The following is a 17,084-nucleotide window of genomic DNA, read 5'->3' as shown; positions in this document are numbered from 1 at the left end:
GCCCCATAATGGCGGCTGCGGATCTATTATGCAAATTCACGAACTTATTTGGCGGTCTGGCAGACCTTTACCACCGGCAGGCACAGGCGATGGCGGATGCGCAGCGTCGCCAGAGCCAGCACCACCATCATGGCTGTTTCCACCATGAGGAAGACGTTAACCGCCTGGGTGTAATCCCCGTGATGGTTTTGAAGCGCGTGCAGCAAAATGGCGCCAAAAATAGCCGGGCCAAGACCCAGCGCGGCCTGCTGCAGGGTGCTTAAAATAGCGCTCGCGGCTCCCGCGTCGTCAGGCTGAATGTCGCGCATCCCGATACGGTAGAAACTGTTCACGATCAGCGCCTGCCCGTAGCCCACCAGTCCGGTCGCAGGTGCCAGCGTCAGGGTGGTATTCTCCATGCCCCAAACGCGGAACGTGGCGATCAGCGCCAGCAGGCCGGTAATCTGGATCGCCAGACCCGTCAGCAGGATGGTGCTGGTGCTGTAGCGGGCAATCAGCCGAGGTGCGAACCACGCCGAAACAAAGTAGGTCACGCCCAGGGCGATAAAACTGTTCCCGGACTGCCACGGCGCCATCCCCAGACCGGTTTGCATGGTCAGGGCCATACAGAACATAAACCCGGACCAGACGCTGAAAAAGAGCATCGCAATCAGAATGCCAAAGCGCACGCTGCGAAGCGCAAGCAGGCGCGGCGGGATCAGCGGGTGGGCATTCTCACGCTCTTTTTTGCGCGCATTCAGCGCCATCAGCCAGGCCAGCGGGACAAGGGCGAGCAGCATCGTCTTCAGCGGCCAGGACCAGTGCCACTGTGGGCCGAGCGCCATCGGGAACAGCAGGCAGCAAAGCATGATGGCCAGCAACACGGTACCCGGCCAGTCGATGCGTGACGGCGTCTCGCGACGGGTTTCCGGTACGAAGCGGCGGCTCAGCGCCAGCACCACCAGACAAATCGGCACGTTGATAAAGAAGGCGTTACGCCAGCCCAGCCCGGCGATATCCGCCGATACCAGCCAGCCGCCGCCCATTTGCCCGACGATAAACGCAATCCCGCCGATGCCGCCGAACAGGCTGATGGCTTTTGCATGCGCCGTACCTTTGAGCGTCACGTGCAGCGTGGCAAGAATTTGCGGCATGATCAGTGCGGCACCTGCGCCCTGAACGATGCGCGCGGCGAGCAGCTGTTCAATGTTCCCCGCTATTCCGCACAGCAGCGAGGCCAGGCCAAAGCTCGCCACACCCCACATGAACAGACGGCGACGGCCAAAATTATCCCCCAGCTTGCTGCCGAGCGCGAGGCAGACGGCAAAGGCCACGCCGTAGAGCGCGACGATGAGCTCCAGTTCGGTGGCGGTAGCGTGCAGTGAATGGGTAATGGCGTCCAGCGCCACGTTGGTGATTGAGGTATCAATCATCGGCAGCATCTGGCCGGTTAACAGCAATATCAGGCCAGCGCGACCCGGTGAAACAACTGACGTATTCATGGTAACTCCATTGCGTCATTCAACAGATGGTCGTAGCATCTACCATCAGATAAACGGGTACCAGTTCTTGCTTATACTGGTACTGGCACTACCATGCAGGGGGATTTATGGCGCTGATGTCTGAACCTGTCGTCTCACTTCAGGATGACACCCGAAAACAGCTCGGGGCATTTTTACGTGCCCGGCGTGAAAGCCTCGATCCGCAGCGTCTCGGCTTGCCGCGCAGCGGTCGTCGCCGCACGCCGGGTCTGCGCCGCGAAGAGGTGGCGATGCTTGCTGACGTGGGCGTGACCTGGTACACCTGGCTTGAGCAGGGCAGGGACGTCAATCCGTCCAGCGCGGTGATGGCGGCCGTGGCAAAAGCGCTGCAATGCACCCCGACCGAGGCCCGGCACCTGTTTGTGTTAGCGGGTTTGCCGCCGGGTGAAGCACCGCAGGCGGTCTGCTGTGAAGGCATCAGCGAAGGCACCCGACGCCTGCTGGATACGCTGATGCCGAAACCCGCGAGCATTCAAAAACCGAACTTCGATATTGTGGCCTGGAACGACAGCTTCGGGCATCTGATGGGCGTCGATTTCAATGACATCCCTCCCGAAGATCGCAACTGTATTTATCTGTTCCTCACGCATCCGGCGTGGCGCGCGCGCCTCGGCAGACGCGACGACGTGCTGCCCATTTTTGTCTCCTATTTCCGGGCGGCGATGGCCGAACACCGGGGTGACCCACTGTGGGAGGCCAAACTGGCGCGTTTCTTCGCGGTGTCCGAAGAGTTCAAAACCCTGTGGCACCAGCGCAACGACGTGCGCGGCGTGGAGAACCAGCTCAAGCTGTTTACCCATCCCGAGCTGGGGGATTTTACGCTGCAGCAGATGTACTGGTATTCCGCGCCGCGAAACGGATCGCGGCTGCTGGTGTATCTGCCGGTGGATGAGGCGGGAGAGCGGGCGATGGAGTGGCTGGCGGCGCAGGGAAAGTAAGTTTTTTGCGAGGGGCTTTCATGTAATCAAAGCGGATCCGGTTCTGTCTGTTAAAAACGGGTAAGGTGGGACACGAAAAGCTAAATTAGCCTTTAATGCAAATTGCCTTATATGCTAATATTCTCAGGGATGAAATATCGTGTTCAGACTTATCGTTCATGAGGCGGTAAGGGAAGAGATTCTCTCACTGCCTGCTGGGGTGCAGGCGAAGCTGATTCGACAGCTTGATAAATTGCGCACCAATCCGACAGTACTGAGAGAACCTGACAGCAAACCCTTACCCTATGGTTTGTTTGAAATCAGAACCGTCGGGCTGATCCACACTCGTGGGATCTACGTTTATCAGCGGGAAAAGACAATTTTTCTGCTGCGGGTATTTATCAAGAAAACGCAAAAAACACCCTCTGCTGAACTCCGTCTGGCATTGAAACGACAACAGGAGATGTTGGATGAGCAAAAAGATTATTGACTGGGATGAGCTCAGAGCGGAACTGTTAAGCAATTCAGAAGTGCAGGCTTCTTTTGATGCAGAAGAGCGCAAGGAACGCCTGCGAGAGATGCTGGCGCAATGGCGAGACCATGCTGGCCTGACGCGCGCGCAGGTGGCTGAGCGGATGGGCGTCAGCGCACCCACGGTATCCAGAATGGAAGCGAATATTACCCGGGCAAGCCTTGATACGTTAACGCGTTATGCGCTGGTGTGTGGGATTAAACACCCGCAGATTACGCTTTATTGAAACAGGCACGCCGGAACCCAGCGTGCCAGGAGGGATTAGCACTCGGTCACAATCGTGCTCAGCGGCAGGCGAGATTTCGGCAGCGTGGCGTTGAAATCTTCCACGCTGTGATGCCCAACCGGCACCACCACCAGGCTGGTGAAGCCCTTCTCTTTCAGGCCAAACTCTTCGTCGAGGATCGCGGCGTCGAAACCTTCGATCGGTACCGCGTCCAGACCCATAGCGCCCACGCCCAGCAGGAAGTTGCCGACGTTCAGGTAAACCTGCTTCGCCATCCACTGGTCGTCATCTTTCAGATCCACGCGGTGCATGTCGGCGAAATAGGTGCGGCCCTTATGGTTTGCCGCTTTCGCTTCCGGGGTGTTGAAGCGACCGTCGGCTTCTTCCTGATCGACAACGCGCTCCAGCCAGGCATCGTCCATCGCGGTTTTCGCGCAGAACACCACCACGTGAGAGGCATCCAGCATTTTGCGTTCATTGAACACATAGGTGCCTGCCGCGGATTTCGCCACGCGCGCTTTTCCTTCCTCGGTGCTGGCCACAATGAAGTGCCACGGTTGGGAGTTGGTGCTGGACGGGCTGTACTGCAGCAGGGTTTTGATTTTTTCCGCTTCTTCAGCGGTCAGTTTTTTGCTTGCGTCGAACGCCTTGGTGGAGTGGCGTTTCAGCGCAACAGAAATGATATCCATAACAACTCCTGATGATGAAATTCGCCCGCGTGCGGGCGCGAAAGATGAGCAGATTACAGCGGGACGGGGAAAAAGATAAGGGCAATTCGAGCGTTTAATCTGTTCGTCTCAGACGAACAATCAGACCGGCCGGATCCACTTCTGGTCTTTTTTCGGCAGTTTATCCACCACCAGATGCCAGGAATCATTGATAAGATCGGTAACCAGTTCCGGCGTCACGTCGTCCGTACCGTAAAGGGAGATCCAGTGCTTTTTACTCAGATGGTAGCCGGGTTCTATCCCGCGGTAGATCTGCTGGTTTAACAGCGATTTCTCCGGGTCTGACTTCAGGCTGACGTGCGGCCGCCCGTGTGCGACGGCCATAATCATGAAAATTTTTCCACCCACTTTAAACACGTCAAACTCCGGCCCAAACGGCCAGCAGTGTTCGGTGAATGGCAGTTCCAGCGCCACGCGTTTTGCGTGCTCCTGCAACGTTTTACTGTCCATCGCTCTCTTCCTGGGCAAGCCCGCGCCACATCACCTCAAAGCCGAGCGCTTTAAACTCAACGGCGCGGGACGGATCGCGGGTGGCAAATTCCATCGTACTTTCGGCCAGCGATAAGAAAAGCGCATCGCCAAACGTTTTAAATTCATCAGACATAAACACCTGACGCACCGAGCGGCGGCAGAGTTCATGCAGCTCCGGAAACATCTCTTTCACCGCCTGTTCCGTTTCGACGCTCAGCTTTTCACTGACGCCAATCTGGCGGATCGCCGCATGTGCAACGGGGTTACGAATACCCCAGTCCACATAGCTGTTCCAGATATTGCGGGTATGTTCTTTAGGCAGCGTGATGGTGCGATCGAGGTTTGCCAGCATGGTCTGGCAGAGATCCTGCTTCAGATGCAGATAGAGGGCATTCAGCAGATCGTCTTTCGTAGCAAAGTAGCGGAACAGGGTGCCTTCGGCGACGCCAGCCTTACGGGCAATGAGCGCCGTTGAGGCGGCAATACCTGACTGTGCAAACGCCGCCGTTGCGGCTTCCAGTAAGGCCTGTTTTTTATCTTCACTCTTCGGACGTGCCACTAAATTTTTCCTCCTGTCAATTATAAAAACCCTGATTGAAACACGTGCTTTGACACGCTGCAACGCGGAATGTCAAAGATCGAAAACGTCTTGACGACTTTATCATCATATCTATAATGAGTGCTTACTCACTCATAATCAAGTTTACCCTGCGCACGCTATCGGATGGGGCGCGTTTTCGGGTCAGGATATGAAAAAACCTCTCTTCATCTGCGTGGTGTTAATCATGATTATTGCTTCAGCCGCGAGTTTACCGTTTGTTCTGAATGCCGGATTCGGCCAGCCGCCGCAGGGTGAACGGCTCACCGAAGTGGAGGCCTCCCCACAGTATCGCGAGGGGAAATTCCACAATACGCTGCCGACGCCGGGATATAACGGTGACAAAAATATGCTGGTCGCGATGTGGGAGTTTCTGACTAAAAAAACTGAAAACGCCCGCCCGGCCCAGCCGCTGCCGCTGGTGAAAACCGATCTTGCGAGCCTGCCGCTGGAGCAGGACACCCTGGTGTGGCTCGGTCACTCTTCGTGGTATCTGCAGCTCGCGGGCAAACGCATCCTGATTGACCCGGTGCTTGGCAACTATGCCGCGCCGTTTTCGTTCCTCAATAAGGCCTTTGCCGGCGAGTATCCGTGGCGTGCTGAACGCATGCCGGCGATCGACCTGCTGATTATCTCGCACGATCACTACGATCATCTGGATTACGCCACTATCAAGGCGCTACTGCCGAAGGTGAAACGCGTGGTGACGCCGCTGGGCGTGGGATCCCACCTGCGTTACTGGGGGATGAAGCCCGAGATTATTGACGAGCGCGACTGGAACCAGTCGGTACGCATCAGCGATGCGCTGACGGTGCACGTTCTGCCTGCGCGTCACTTCTCCGGTCGCGGCATCAAACGCGATCGCACCCTGTGGGGCAGCTTCATGTTCGTCACGCCAGAGCAGAAGGTTTACTACAGCGGGGATTCCGGTTACGGCCCGCACTTCAGGGCCATCGGTGAACAGTTTGGCGAAGTGGACGTCGCCATCATGGAAAACGGCCAGTACGACCAGGACTGGAAGTACATCCACATGCTGCCGGAGGAAACGGCGCAGGCCTCGGCGGATCTGAACGCGAAAGCCGTGGTGCCCGGGCATAACGGACGCTTCGTGCTGGCGAAACACGCCTGGAACGATCCGCTGATCCAGCTGGCAAAAGCCAGCAAGGATAAAAATTATCGGTTGCTGACGCCGGAACTGGGCGAGCCCGTCCGGGTAAGCGACAGCGCACAAACCTTTCGTGCGTGGTGGGAATAATGTTTAAGCGAGAAGCAGAGGGGGACAGCAGTATGACCATTTCCGCTCAAGTCATCGACACTATCGTCGAATGGATCGACGACAATCTGCACCAGCCATTACGAATAGAAGAGATTGCCCGTCACGCGGGTTACTCGAAATGGCACCTGCAGCGGCTGTTTATGCAGTACAAAGGGGAGAGTCTGGGGCGTTATATTCGTGAACGTAAGCTGCTGCTGGCGGCGCGCGATCTGCGAGAATCCGACGCCCGGGTGTACGACATCTGCCTGCGTTACGGGTTTGACTCGCAGCAGACGTTTACCCGTATCTTCACCCGTACGTTCAACCAGCCGCCGGGTGCGTACCGTAAAGAGAACCATAGCCAGACACATTAACCTGTCGCGTGTAGGCCGGGTAAGGCGTAGCCGCCACCCGGCTTTTTTATGGGCTCAGGACGCGAGTGAAAACCAGCGTCGCCAGACGAAACGCAGCACGAAGAATTCAATCGCCCCGAGCAGTAAAAACCACACGCAGAACAGAATGGTATAGAGCTGGTTAAGATCGACCATGTGAAAGGTCTGAACCAGCTTCTGCGCCAGCACCAGCCCAAGCGAAGGCGCCGGGAGCAGCAGGCACGAAAGCAGGGCCAGTAATAAAATGCCGCCTGCGGTGAGCAGCGATTCTAGCGGGTGTTTCATCGTAATGTTAATCGTCAGTTAAAAATGTCATTGTCCGGCATTCTGTAACGTAAAGCAATATCAGCCCCGCTGACCTTTTTGAATAAAACAAAGACATTATTACTGCGCACAAATAACAACATACGACCCGGCGTTTATATTAATAACGCGTTATGTAAATAAACGTCCGCATCAGGAAAATAATTTTACAAATGTATAGGTGCTATAACCAATTAACGTGGCAATAACAATGGCCGCGATAACGTATAACACCAGTCTGCGCCCGCGATAAATACCCCACATGGTTCCCCCTTGTTTAGTTTTGGTTTAGAAATATTTTGTAAAAATCAGGTCATCGAAATAGTTTTAATCAGTTTTGAATAACCGAGAAGTCATTATATTGCGGTAGATCAATTTTACCAGCAAGACTTTAAAATGAATTTATTTAAGCCCGAAAGGAATTCAGGCTTCTGTTCACCGGAAATTGAAGGAAAAATACGATGACTGAAAAAAAAGTGATTCCGAACGTGCCGCCTTCCGGCGGGCTGGCATACCAGCAGACCGTAGAGCAGGTGCTTGCACACGCGCAGAGCCAGGCCAGCGGTCTGGACCGTGCAGAGGCGCAGGCGCGTCTGCAAAAAACAGGGCCGAACGCGCTGCCGGAGAAAAAAGGCAAACCCGCCTGGCTGCGTTTCCTGGCCCATTTTAATGATGTGCTGATTTATGTCCTGCTGGCCGCCGCCGTATTAACGGCAGTAATGGGCCACTGGGTTGATACGCTGGTTATTTTGGGCGTGGCGGTAATCAATGCCTTAATTGGTCATATTCAGGAAAGCAACGCGGAAAAATCCCTGAAGAGTATTCGTAATATGCTCGCCAGCGAGGCGCGCGTTATTCGTAACGGCAACCATGAAACAATCCCCACAACTGAAATAGTCCCGGGCGATATTATCGTATTACGCGCGGGGGATCGTATTCCGGCGGATATGCGTTTAATTGAAGCGCATAATTTACGTGTGGAAGAGGCGATTCTGACCGGTGAATCCACCGTGGTGGATAAACACGTTAATCCGCTGAGCGGCGAATTACCGCTGGGCGATCGCACCAATATGGTCTTCTCCGGGACGACCGTCAGCGCGGGCGGCGGCATCGGTGTGGTCACCGCGACCGGTCAGGATACGGAACTCGGCCACATCAACCAGATGATGGCGGGTATCGAAAAGCACCGTACGCCGCTGCTGGTGCAGATGGACAAGCTGGGTAAAGCGATCTTCGCGATTATTCTGGCAATGATGGCCGCGCTGTTTGTCTTCAGCCTGGCGTTCCGCGAGATCCCGATGGGGGAGCTCCTGCTCTCCCTGATTAGCCTGGCGGTGGCTTCCGTACCGGAAGGTCTGCCGGCCATTATCTCCATCATCCTCTCCCTGGGCGTGCAGGCGATGGCGCGCAAGCGGGCGATTATCCGCAAGCTGCCGACGGTTGAAACGCTCGGCGCGATGACCGTGGTCTGCTCGGATAAAACCGGTACCCTGACCATGAACGAGATGACGGTCAAAGCCATCATCACCGCCGACGCCTGCTACCGCGTGGACGGCAACAGCTACGAACCGGTGGGTAACATCTACCTGGAAGGCAGCGACGAGCCGGTGCAGATCCAGCCGGGCACCGTGCTGGAGCAGTACCTGCGCACCATCGACCTGTGTAACGACAGCCAACTGATTCAGGACGATCGCGGGCTGTGGGGCATCACCGGCGGCCCAACCGAGGGCGCGCTGAAGGTGCTGGCGGCGAAAGCCAGCCTTGAGCCGGTGATGACCGCGCTGGTTAACAAGATCCCGTTCGACTCGCAGTACAAGTACATGAGCACCCACTACCAGATTGGCGGTGAGGAGCAGATCCTGATCACCGGCGCGCCGGACGTCATTTTCGCCCTCTGTGCACAGCAGCAGACCCGTCACGGTGCAGAAGCCTTCAACCGCACGTACTGGGAAAGTGAGATGGAGCGCTATGCGCGTCAGGGGCTGCGCATGGTCGCCGCGGCGTTCAAACCAGCGAACGGCGAGCAGGAACTGACGCACGATGACCTGAGCCACGGTCTGATCTTCCTCGGCATCGCCGGGATGATGGATCCGCCGCGCCCGGAAGCCATTGACGCGATTAACGCCTGCCAGCAGGCGGGGATCCGCGTGAAGATGATCACCGGCGATCACCCGCAGACGGCAATGAGCATCGGGCAGATGCTGGGGATCAGCAACAGCGAGCAGGCGGTTACCGGCTACGAGCTGGAGAAGATGGACGATGCCGCCCTGGCGGACGCGGCGGTGAAGTATGACATCTTCGCCCGTACCAGCCCGGAGCATAAGCTGCGCCTGGTGAAAGCGCTGCAGGACAAAGGCGAAATCGTCGGCATGACCGGCGACGGCGTGAACGATGCCCCGGCGCTGCGTCAGGCGGACGTGGGTATTGCGATGGGCATTAAGGGCACGGAAGTGACCAAAGAGGCGGCGGACATGGTCCTGACGGACGATAACTTCGCCACCATCGCCAGCGCGGTGAAAGAGGGGCGTCGCGTTTACGACAACCTGAAGAAGACCATCCTGTTCATCATGCCGACCAACCTGGCGCAGGGGCTGCTGATTGTGATTGCGCTGCTGGCGGGGAACATCATTCCGCTGACGCCGGTGCTGATTCTGTGGATGAACATGGCCACCTCCGCCACGCTCTCCTTCGGCCTGGCCTTTGAGGCCGCCGAGCGCAACATCATGCGCCGTCCGCCGCGTCAGACCGGGCAGCACGTGATGGACGCCTACGCCGTCTGGCGCGTGGCCTTCGTCGGCACCATGATTGCCATCGCCGCCTTTGCGCTGGAAGCCTGGCTGGCTCCGCGCGGCCACAGCGCGGAGTTCATCCGCACCGTGCTGCTGCAGATGCTGGTCTGCGCCCAGTGGGTATACATGATTAACTGCCGCAACACCGAAGGGTTCTCCCTCAACCGCGGTCTGCTGGCGAACAAAGGGATCTGGCTGGTGACGGGCGTGCTGTTCCTGCTCCAGGCGGCGATTATCTACCTGCCGTTTATGCAGATGCTGTTCGGTACCGAAGCCCTGCCGCTGCGCTACTGGTTTGTGACCCTGGCCGTTGCAGGCGTGATGTTCTTCGTCGTCGAAATCGAGAAGCGACTGACCCGCAGGTTCCGTAAGGCTGCATAACGAAAACCTTACCCCTCACCCTAACCCTCTCCCCATAGGGGAGAGGGGACCGCCCGGTTTTCTCCCTCGCCCCTTTGGGGAGAGGGCCGGGGTGAGGGGAGAAACAACGCTGAGGTACTCCCATGAAATTCCCGGTCCTGTTAGCACTTCTTGTCAGTACCCTGCAACCCGCATTCGCCGCCATCCCCGTTCGCGTCGCCACCGTGGAGCAAACTGCCCACGCCGCCGAGCGCCAGATCCCGGGCCGCATCGAAGCTATTCACACCGTTGAGCTACGGGCGCGAACGGAAGGCGCGATTGCCAAAATCCACTTCCGCGACGGGCAGTACGTGAAAAAAGGCGACGTGCTGTTTGAGCTGGACGACGCAGAGCCGCGCGCTGCCCTGCGCCTGGCTCAGGCCGAAGTGAAAAGCGCCGAAGCCACGCTGCGCCAGGCGCAGCAGCACCTTTCCCGCTTTGAAAGTCTCGGCAGCAGCAACGCCATCAGCCGTCACGACGTGGACAACGCCCGCATGCAGCGCGACGTCGCCAGCGCCGCTCTCGAGCAGGCGAAGGCCCGGCTCGAAGCCCGCAACGTCACCCTGAGCTACACCCGTATCACCTCGCCGATTGACGGCCGCGTGGGGCACAGCAGCTTCCATGTGGGTAGCCTGGTCAACCCGGCGAGCGGCGTTTTGGTGGAGGTGGTGCAGCTTGACCCGATCCGCATCGCCTTTGCGCTGGAAGAGGGGGCGTTTGCCGCCAAAGCCGGACAGCATGCGGATATCAACGCCATGAAGCGTGCCTGGCAGGCGCTGATCGACAGCAACGGCCAGCGCGTCAGCGGCGAGCTGACGTCAGTGGATAACCGCGTTGACCCGCGTACCGCCAGCGTGATGCTGCGCGCCGAGTTTGCCAATCCGCGCCATCAGCTGCTGCCCGGCGGTAATGTGAACGTGTTTTTGCGCCCGGCAAGCGAGCAGCCGGTGCTGACCCTGCCCGCCGCCGCGGTCCAGCAGAACGGCGACGGCTACTTTGCCTGGGTCGTTAATGCCGACGGCAACGCCGAAATGCGCCCGCTGAACGTGGCTGGTCAGATTAGCCAGCAGTTCCAGATCACCTCTGGCGTGAAGCCCGGTGAGCGAGCGATTACTGACGGCGCGCAGCGCGTGCAGCCCGGCGCTGCTGTCCAGATACTGAATTAAGGAGCCATCATGCTGACGTTTTTCATCAAACGCCCGCGTTTCGCGATGGTGATTGCGCTGGTCATCACCCTGCTGGGGGCCATTGCGCTGAGGATTATCCCGGTGGAGCAGTACCCGCAGATCACGCCGCCGGTGGTGAACGTCTCTGCCAGCTGGCCCGGTGCCAGCTCTGCTGACGTGGCGGAGGCCATCGCCACGCCGCTGGAGACGCAGCTGAACGGCGTGGACCATATGCTCTACATGGAGTCCACCAGTTCGGACGAAGGCACTTACAGCCTGAACATTACCTTTGCGGCGGGCACCGATCCGGATCTCGCGGCCATCGACGTGCAAAACCGCGTGGCGCAGGCCGTGGCGCAGCTGCCGACCGAGGCGCAGCAAAACGGCGTGCAGGTGCGCAAGCGGGCCACCAACCTGATGATGGGGGTAAGTCTTTACTCACCGAATAACACCCACACGCCGCTGTTCGTCAGCAACTACGCCAGCACCCAGGTGCGCGAGGCGCTGTCGCGTCTGCCCGGCGTGGGGCAGGTGCAGATGTTCGGCGCGCGCGACTACAGCATGCGCATCTGGCTGCGCCCGGACCGCATGAACGCCCTGAACGTCACCACCGATGACGTGGCGCAGGCGCTGCGCGAGCAGAACGTACAGGGCGCGGCGGGTCAGGTGGGCACGCCGCCGGTGTTTAACGGCCAGCAGCAGACCCTGACCATCAACGGGCTGGGGCGCTTAAGCCAGGCCGAAGAGTTTGCCGACATCATCATCCGCGCCGGGGATATGGGCCAACTGGTGCGCCTGAAGGACATCGCCACCATCGAGCTCGGCTCGCGCAGCTACAGCTCCGGCGCGCAGCTGAACGGGCACGACTCCGCCTATTTGGGTATCTATCCGACGCCGTCCGCCAACGCCCTGCGCGTGGCCGATGCGGTACGCGCGGAGCTGGAACGCCTCTCAACGCGCTTCCCGGACGACCTGGTTTATGAGGTGAAATTCGACACCACCTCTTTTGTCGCCGCGACCATTAAAGAGATCGGCGTCTCGCTGGCGCTGACGATGCTGGCGGTGGTGGTGGTCGTTTCCCTGTTCCTGCAGAGCTGGCGCGCGACGCTGATTGTCGCCCTCGCCATTCCGGTGTCGCTGGTGGGCACCTTTGCGGTGCTCTACACGCTCGGCTACTCCGCCAACACGCTCAGCCTGTTTGCCATTATTCTGGCGCTGACCATGGTGGTGGATGACGCCATCGTGGTGGTGGAGAGCGTTGAAACGCTGATGGCGGAAGGGCAAAGCCGCACGGCGGCGACCGCGCTGGCGCTGCGCCAGATTGCCGGGCCGGTGATCGCGACGACGCTGGTGCTGCTGGCGGTATTTGTGCCGGTGGCGCTGCTGCCGTGCATTGTCGGCGAACTCTACCGCCAGTTCGCGGTGACGCTCTCCACCGCCGTGACGCTCTCAAGCCTGGTGGCGCTGACCCTGACGCCCGCGCTGTGCGCGATGCTGCTGCGTCCGCGCCCGGAGAAACCTGCGGCCATTTATCGCGCCTTCAACCGCGGGCTGGATGCCACGCGCGGTTTCTACACCCGCCTCGTGCATGTCTTAAACCTGCGTCCGTGGCTGGCGCTGCTTGCCACCGCAGGCGCGGCGGCAGTCGTGCTGTTCAGCTTTATGTCGATGCCAAAAGGCTTCCTGCCGCAGGAGGACCAGGGCTACTTCTTCGCCAGCGTTCAGCTGCCGGAAGCGGCTTCGCTGGAGCGCACCGAAGCGGTGATGACCACCGCGCGGGAGCTGATCGCCCAAAATCCGGCGGTGGAGGACGTCATTCAGGTCTCCGGATTTAACATCCTCAACGGCACCAGCGCCTCCAACGGTGGGTTTATCTCCATCATGCTGAAGGACTGGAGCGCGCGTCCGCCGCTGGAGGAGGTGATGGGCACCCTGCAGCGCCAGCTGCTGGCCCTGCCGGAAGCGACCATCATGACCTTCGCGCCGCCGACGCTGCCGGGGCTGGGCAACGCCTCCGGTTTTGACCTGCGCATCCAGGCTCAGGCGGGGCAGAGCCCGGCGGAGCTGGAGCGCGTCACCCGCGAGGTGCTGGCGAAAGCCAACCAGCACCCGCAACTGAGCCGCGTGTTCACCACCTGGAGCAGCAATGTGCCGCAGCTGACGCTGACCGTTGACCGCGAGCGCGCCGCCCGTCTTGACGTGCCGGTGTCGCGCATCTTCAGCAGCCTGCAAACCGCCTTTGGCGGCACGCGCGCCGGGGATTTCAGCATCAACAACCGCGTCTACCACGTGGTGATGCAGAACGAGATGCAGTGGCGCGAGCGTGCAGAGCAGATCAGCGAGCTGTTCGTGCGCAGCAACAGCGGCGAGCGGGTGCGCCTGAGCAACCTCGTCACCATCACGCCGACCGTCGGCGCGCCGTTCCTGCAGCAGTACAACCAGTTCCCGTCCGTGTCGGTGAGCGGCTCGGCAGCGGCTGGGGTGAGCAGCAGCACCGCGATGGCGGCGATGGGCGAGATCCTCGCGGAAAGCCTGCCGGCCGGATACGACTACGCCTGGAGCGGCATGTCGTACCAGGAGCAGCAGACAGGTAATCAGGCGATCTGGATCGTGCTGGCGGCGGTGGTGATGGCGTGGCTGTTCCTCGTCGCCCAGTACGAGAGCTGGACGCTCCCGGCAAGCGTGATGCTCTCGGTGCTGTTTGCCATTGGCGGGGCGCTGGTCTGGCTGTGGTTGGCGGGATACGCCAACGACGTGTACGTGCAGATTGGTCTGGTATTGCTGATCGCGTTAGCGGCCAAGAACGCGATTCTTATCGTCGAGTTCGCCCGCGCGCGGCGTATGGACGGAATGGCGATTGTCGATGCCGCGCGGGAAGGGGCCTCGCGCCGCTTCCGGGCGGTGATGATGACCGCCGTGTCGTTCATTATCGGCGTTTTGCCGATGATGCTGGCGACCGGCGCAGGCGCCCAGAGCCGCCGCATCATCGGCACCACGGTCTTCAGCGGCATGCTGGTAGCGACCGTGGTGGGGATTCTGTTCATCCCCGCGCTGTTCGTGCTGTTCCAGCGCCTGCGGGAGTGGGGCCACGGCCTTACGGACTCGTCGCCCACAGCTCGCAGTGCTTCTGGACCAGAGAAATCAGCGAGCCGCCGTCGGCGATAAAGTCCCGCATGCGCTGCGCCTCGCTCTTGCCCTGCTTTAACAGCAGGGCAATTTCATTGATTGCGCTTGTGGCACCGAGCTTATCGGCCGACGGCGCCACCTGCTCCAGCAGCCAGGCGATGTCCTCCGCCACGGTTCGTTGCTCGCCGGTGTGCACATCCGTCAGGATCCCCTCCAGCCCGTAGCGACACGCCTGAAAACGGTTAAAACGGTAGAGCAGAAAATCCCGTTCCTGATGCTTATACGGTCGCGTGGTCAGCAGCCAGTGTGACGTGGCCTGAATCAGCCCGGCGATGTTAATCGCGTGGCCGAGCGTCAGCGGCGTATCCATCACCCGCACCTCCACGGTGCCAAAATGCGGGCTGGGGCGAATATCCCAGTGCAGATCTTTGATGCTGTCGATCATGCTGGTGGAACTCAGGCGGCGGAACAGCCCTTCAAACTCCTGCCAGCTGTTGACCCACGGCATCTGGCCGTTATCCGGGAACCCGGAGAAGATATTGAGCCGCGACGAGGAGAACTTTGTGTCGGTGCCCTGCATGTACGGCGAGGCGGCCGCCAGGGCAATAAAGTGCGGCACAAAGCGCGACAGGCCGTGCAGGAGGTAAATGGCGTCATCCCCGGTCCGGCAGCCGACGTGAACGTGCTGACCGAACACCGTCGCCTGCAAAATCAGATAGCCAAAGCGCTCCAGCGTGACGTTATAGCGCTCGTCGTCGCACACCTCCTGGCGCTGCCATTTCTGGAACGGATGAGTCCCGCCGCCGCAGATCTGAATGTGCTGCTCCGCCGCCGCGCGCAGGATGCTCTGCTGCATCACCGAGAACTGCGCCGCCGCCTGATCGATGGTCTGACACACGCCGGTGGCGATTTCGAGCATGCTTTCGGTGATGTCGTGTTTGACTTCACCGCCTTTGATATCGTCTTTGACGGCGGCGATGAGCGCGGAGGAGTCCTGGCTGAGATCGTACCCCGGCGGGTTAACCACCTGCAGTTCGAGCTCGATGCCAAGAGTGAACGGTTCAGAGGATTTAAAATCGGGTAAAGGCATGGCGCACTCCGTTGTCTGTGAATGTTGAGTATAGACAACAGGTGTGGCGCGCTCGTCTCAGGGTGGTATAACTGATAGCAGGCTTAGCAAAAGGGGAGTGACTCATGTCTGACTATCCAACCATTGCGCTGATTGGTCCCGGTGCGATTGGCACCACCGTTGCCGCGGTACTGCATGACGCTGGCCGCACGCCGCTACTCTGCGGACGCACCGCGCATCCGGAATTACGCCTGCGTCACGATGAGGGTGAAACGGTGGTGCCCGGTCCGGTATTAACCGATCCGGTGGCTATCACGCGTCCCGTTGACCTCGTGTTTATCGCGGTGAAAACGACGCAAAATGCCGACAGCGCCGGGTGGCTGCGCGCGCTGTGCGATGAAAATACGGTGGTGTGTGCCCTGCAAAATGGCGTAGAGCAGAAGGCTCAGCTTGAGCCTTTGGTCAGTGGCGCGACTGTGCTGCCGTCGGTGGTCTGGTTCCCGGCGCAGCGCGAGCCGGATGCCTCCGTCTGGCTACGGGCGAAGCCGCGCCTGACGCTGCCGGACGTGCCTCAAGCGCAGCGGGTGGTCGAGGCGCTTCGCGGTACGCGCTGTGAAGTTGAACTCTCGGCTGATTTCCCCACCGTCGCCTGGCGCAAGCTGCTGCAAAACGCGGTCGCCGGACTGATGGTGCTCGCTAACCGTCGTGCCGGGATGTTCAGGCGCGAGGATATCAGCGAGCTTGCGCTGGCCTACCTACGCGAGGGGCTTACTGTCGCCCGCGCCGAAGGGGCGAAGCTGGCCGATGACGTGGCGCAGGAGATTCTGGCGAACTTTCAGCGTGCGCCTGAGGACCTCGGCACGTCGATTCTCGCTGACCGTCAGGCGAATCGCCCGATGGAGTGGGATATCCGCAACGGCGTGATCCAGCGCTACGGCCGCAAACACGGCATTGCAGTGCCCATCAGCGATGTGGTGGTACCGCTGCTGGCGGCGGGGAGCGAGGGGCCGGGTTAACGGCCGTTGTTTTTCCGTTCGGCAAAGTAATGGGCGGGCGTGCTGCCCATCACTTTTCTGAACATGGTGATAAACGCGTTCACGGATTCGTACCCGAGAGTGGGGGGGGGCGATAGAAAGGCGGGAAGATAAGTGAATATGAATATCAGCTTTGTGCCATAATTTTACGTGGTTATCCTGGTAGCGTGTTGATCTGTCGGGAGCAGATCCCGGGAGGTTCAAATGCTTTATAGCTGCATGAATAATACAAAATGGAATGAGATCCGCATGGCAATGGTTAGCATGGAATCTCCCCCCTTATGGAAAATCACTTTTCTCAATGGCTATGAATCTGCAGTTGATGGCGAGTGGTTTTACCATTTCTGTGAAGGTGGCTATTTGGATATCAAGTATCTTGATATTATGACAAACTCAGTTGAACAACATACCATGGTAGGTACTATTCTTCGCGCTATTCATCTCCCTGGAATCGAGGTATCAACCGGTTATAGAATTTGGGGATACGCAGATTCGGTCAGCTATGTAGATTATCTTTAACCAGATAAAATCGTTTAATGGCTAACAGGAATACGTTAGT

General features: G+C 59.1%; 16 protein-coding genes and 1 pseudogene. 10 read left to right on the top strand and 7 right to left on the bottom strand.

The window, feature by feature from the left end; all coding sequences use genetic code 11:
- Positions 1-44 precede the first annotated feature (44 nt).
- On the bottom strand, positions 45-1,481 hold the full coding sequence (locus ACMWJS_RS12035; RefSeq protein WP_063621054.1) for an MFS transporter: 1,437 nt from the start codon (positions 1,479-1,481) through the stop codon (positions 45-47).
- A 107-nt stretch (positions 1,482-1,588) separates the two neighbouring features.
- Between ACMWJS_RS12035 and ACMWJS_RS12030 the strand changes: the two genes are divergently transcribed.
- The 3 genes from ACMWJS_RS12030 to ACMWJS_RS12020 all read left to right on the top strand — a co-directional run bounded on the left by ACMWJS_RS12030 (position 1,589) and on the right by ACMWJS_RS12020 (position 3,195).
- Positions 1,589-2,458, top strand: a complete 870-nt coding sequence (locus ACMWJS_RS12030; protein ID WP_045909671.1) for a helix-turn-helix transcriptional regulator — start codon at positions 1,589-1,591, stop codon at positions 2,456-2,458.
- A gap of 139 nt (positions 2,459-2,597) precedes the next feature.
- Positions 2,598-2,927, top strand: coding sequence for a type II toxin-antitoxin system RelE/ParE family toxin (locus ACMWJS_RS12025; RefSeq protein WP_048026897.1), 330 nt, complete (start codon positions 2,598-2,600; stop codon positions 2,925-2,927).
- Complete coding sequence (locus ACMWJS_RS12020) at positions 2,908-3,195, top strand: helix-turn-helix domain-containing protein (protein WP_045909670.1); 288 nt, start codon at positions 2,908-2,910, stop codon at positions 3,193-3,195. The genes ACMWJS_RS12025 and ACMWJS_RS12020 overlap by 20 nt, the downstream gene beginning before the upstream one ends.
- Before the next feature lie 35 nt (positions 3,196-3,230).
- Here the strand turns inward: ACMWJS_RS12020 and nfsB are convergent, their stop codons facing one another.
- The 3 genes from nfsB to ACMWJS_RS12005 all read right to left on the bottom strand — a co-directional run bounded on the left by nfsB (position 3,231) and on the right by ACMWJS_RS12005 (position 4,953).
- Entirely contained in the window at positions 3,231-3,884 is a 654-nt protein-coding gene (gene nfsB / locus ACMWJS_RS12015; protein ID WP_024906901.1) for an oxygen-insensitive NAD(P)H nitroreductase, read from the bottom strand.
- 120 nt (positions 3,885-4,004) lie between these two features.
- Positions 4,005-4,373, bottom strand: coding sequence for an MmcQ/YjbR family DNA-binding protein (locus ACMWJS_RS12010; protein ID WP_371898815.1), 369 nt, complete (start codon positions 4,371-4,373; stop codon positions 4,005-4,007).
- A complete protein-coding gene (locus ACMWJS_RS12005) occupies positions 4,363-4,953 on the bottom strand; it encodes a TetR/AcrR family transcriptional regulator (protein WP_045909668.1) in 591 nt (196 codons plus the stop codon). Before ACMWJS_RS12005 ends, ACMWJS_RS12010 begins: the two co-directional genes overlap by 11 nt.
- A 190-nt stretch (positions 4,954-5,143) precedes the next feature.
- Here ACMWJS_RS12005 and ACMWJS_RS12000 point away from each other — a divergent pair, with 190 nt between their 5' ends.
- A complete protein-coding gene (locus ACMWJS_RS12000; RefSeq protein WP_196364917.1) occupies positions 5,144-6,247 on the top strand; it encodes an MBL fold metallo-hydrolase in 1,104 nt (367 codons plus the stop codon).
- Positions 6,248-6,279: 32 nt separating this feature from the next.
- Complete coding sequence (locus ACMWJS_RS11995; protein ID WP_010428317.1) at positions 6,280-6,621, top strand: RamA family antibiotic efflux transcriptional regulator; 342 nt, start codon at positions 6,280-6,282, stop codon at positions 6,619-6,621.
- A gap of 54 nt (positions 6,622-6,675) precedes the next feature.
- On the opposite strand, the gene ACMWJS_RS11990 is transcribed toward ACMWJS_RS11995, so the two are convergent.
- Entirely contained in the window at positions 6,676-6,924 is a 249-nt protein-coding gene (locus ACMWJS_RS11990) for a DUF1158 domain-containing protein (protein ID WP_013097677.1), read from the bottom strand.
- 479 nt (positions 6,925-7,403) lie between these two features.
- On the opposite strand from ACMWJS_RS11990, the gene ACMWJS_RS11985 reads away from it, so the two are divergent.
- The 3 genes from ACMWJS_RS11985 to ACMWJS_RS11975 all read left to right on the top strand — a co-directional run bounded on the left by ACMWJS_RS11985 (position 7,404) and on the right by ACMWJS_RS11975 (position 14,461).
- Complete coding sequence (locus ACMWJS_RS11985; protein ID WP_414747113.1) at positions 7,404-10,112, top strand: cation-transporting P-type ATPase; 2,709 nt, start codon at positions 7,404-7,406, stop codon at positions 10,110-10,112.
- Between the two features lie 122 nt (positions 10,113-10,234).
- Positions 10,235-11,296 carry an efflux RND transporter periplasmic adaptor subunit gene (locus ACMWJS_RS11980; protein ID WP_414747112.1) on the top strand — a complete coding sequence of 354 codons (1,062 nt, stop codon included), beginning with the start codon at positions 10,235-10,237 and terminating at the stop codon, positions 11,294-11,296.
- A gap of 9 nt (positions 11,297-11,305) precedes the next feature.
- On the top strand, positions 11,306-14,461 hold the full coding sequence (locus ACMWJS_RS11975) for an efflux RND transporter permease subunit (protein ID WP_414747111.1): 3,156 nt from the start codon (positions 11,306-11,308) through the stop codon (positions 14,459-14,461).
- On the opposite strand, the gene ACMWJS_RS11970 is transcribed toward ACMWJS_RS11975, so the two are convergent.
- Positions 14,391-15,512 carry a YbdK family carboxylate-amine ligase gene (locus ACMWJS_RS11970; RefSeq protein WP_069720322.1) on the bottom strand — a complete coding sequence of 374 codons (1,122 nt, stop codon included), beginning with the start codon at positions 15,510-15,512 and terminating at the stop codon, positions 14,391-14,393. The two genes, ACMWJS_RS11975 and ACMWJS_RS11970, sit on opposite strands and share 71 nt — an antisense overlap.
- 104 nt (positions 15,513-15,616) lie before the next feature.
- Here ACMWJS_RS11970 and ACMWJS_RS11965 point away from each other — a divergent pair, with 104 nt between their 5' ends.
- Positions 15,617-16,507: an oxidoreductase gene (locus ACMWJS_RS11965; RefSeq protein WP_414747110.1), complete on the top strand. Its 891-nt coding sequence runs from the start codon at positions 15,617-15,619 to the stop codon at positions 16,505-16,507.
- Here the strand turns inward: ACMWJS_RS11965 and ACMWJS_RS11960 are convergent.
- Positions 16,504-16,605 (bottom strand): annotated as a pseudogene (locus tag ACMWJS_RS11960) (AraC family transcriptional regulator); the annotation flags it as partial. The gene ACMWJS_RS11965 and the pseudogene ACMWJS_RS11960 overlap by 4 nt on opposite strands.
- 124 nt (positions 16,606-16,729) lie before the next feature.
- Here ACMWJS_RS11960 and ACMWJS_RS11955 point away from each other — a divergent pair.
- Positions 16,730-17,044, top strand: a complete 315-nt coding sequence (locus ACMWJS_RS11955) for a DUF6678 family protein (RefSeq protein WP_328284376.1) — start codon at positions 16,730-16,732, stop codon at positions 17,042-17,044.
- Positions 17,045-17,084 lie beyond the last annotated feature (40 nt).

The sequence above is a fragment of the Enterobacter sp. HK-058-C-ECC genome (assembly GCF_047531125.1).
Classification (GTDB): domain Bacteria; phylum Pseudomonadota; class Gammaproteobacteria; order Enterobacterales; family Enterobacteriaceae; genus Enterobacter; species Enterobacter quasiroggenkampii.
This window is presented reverse-complemented; position numbering and strand designations above follow the sequence as displayed.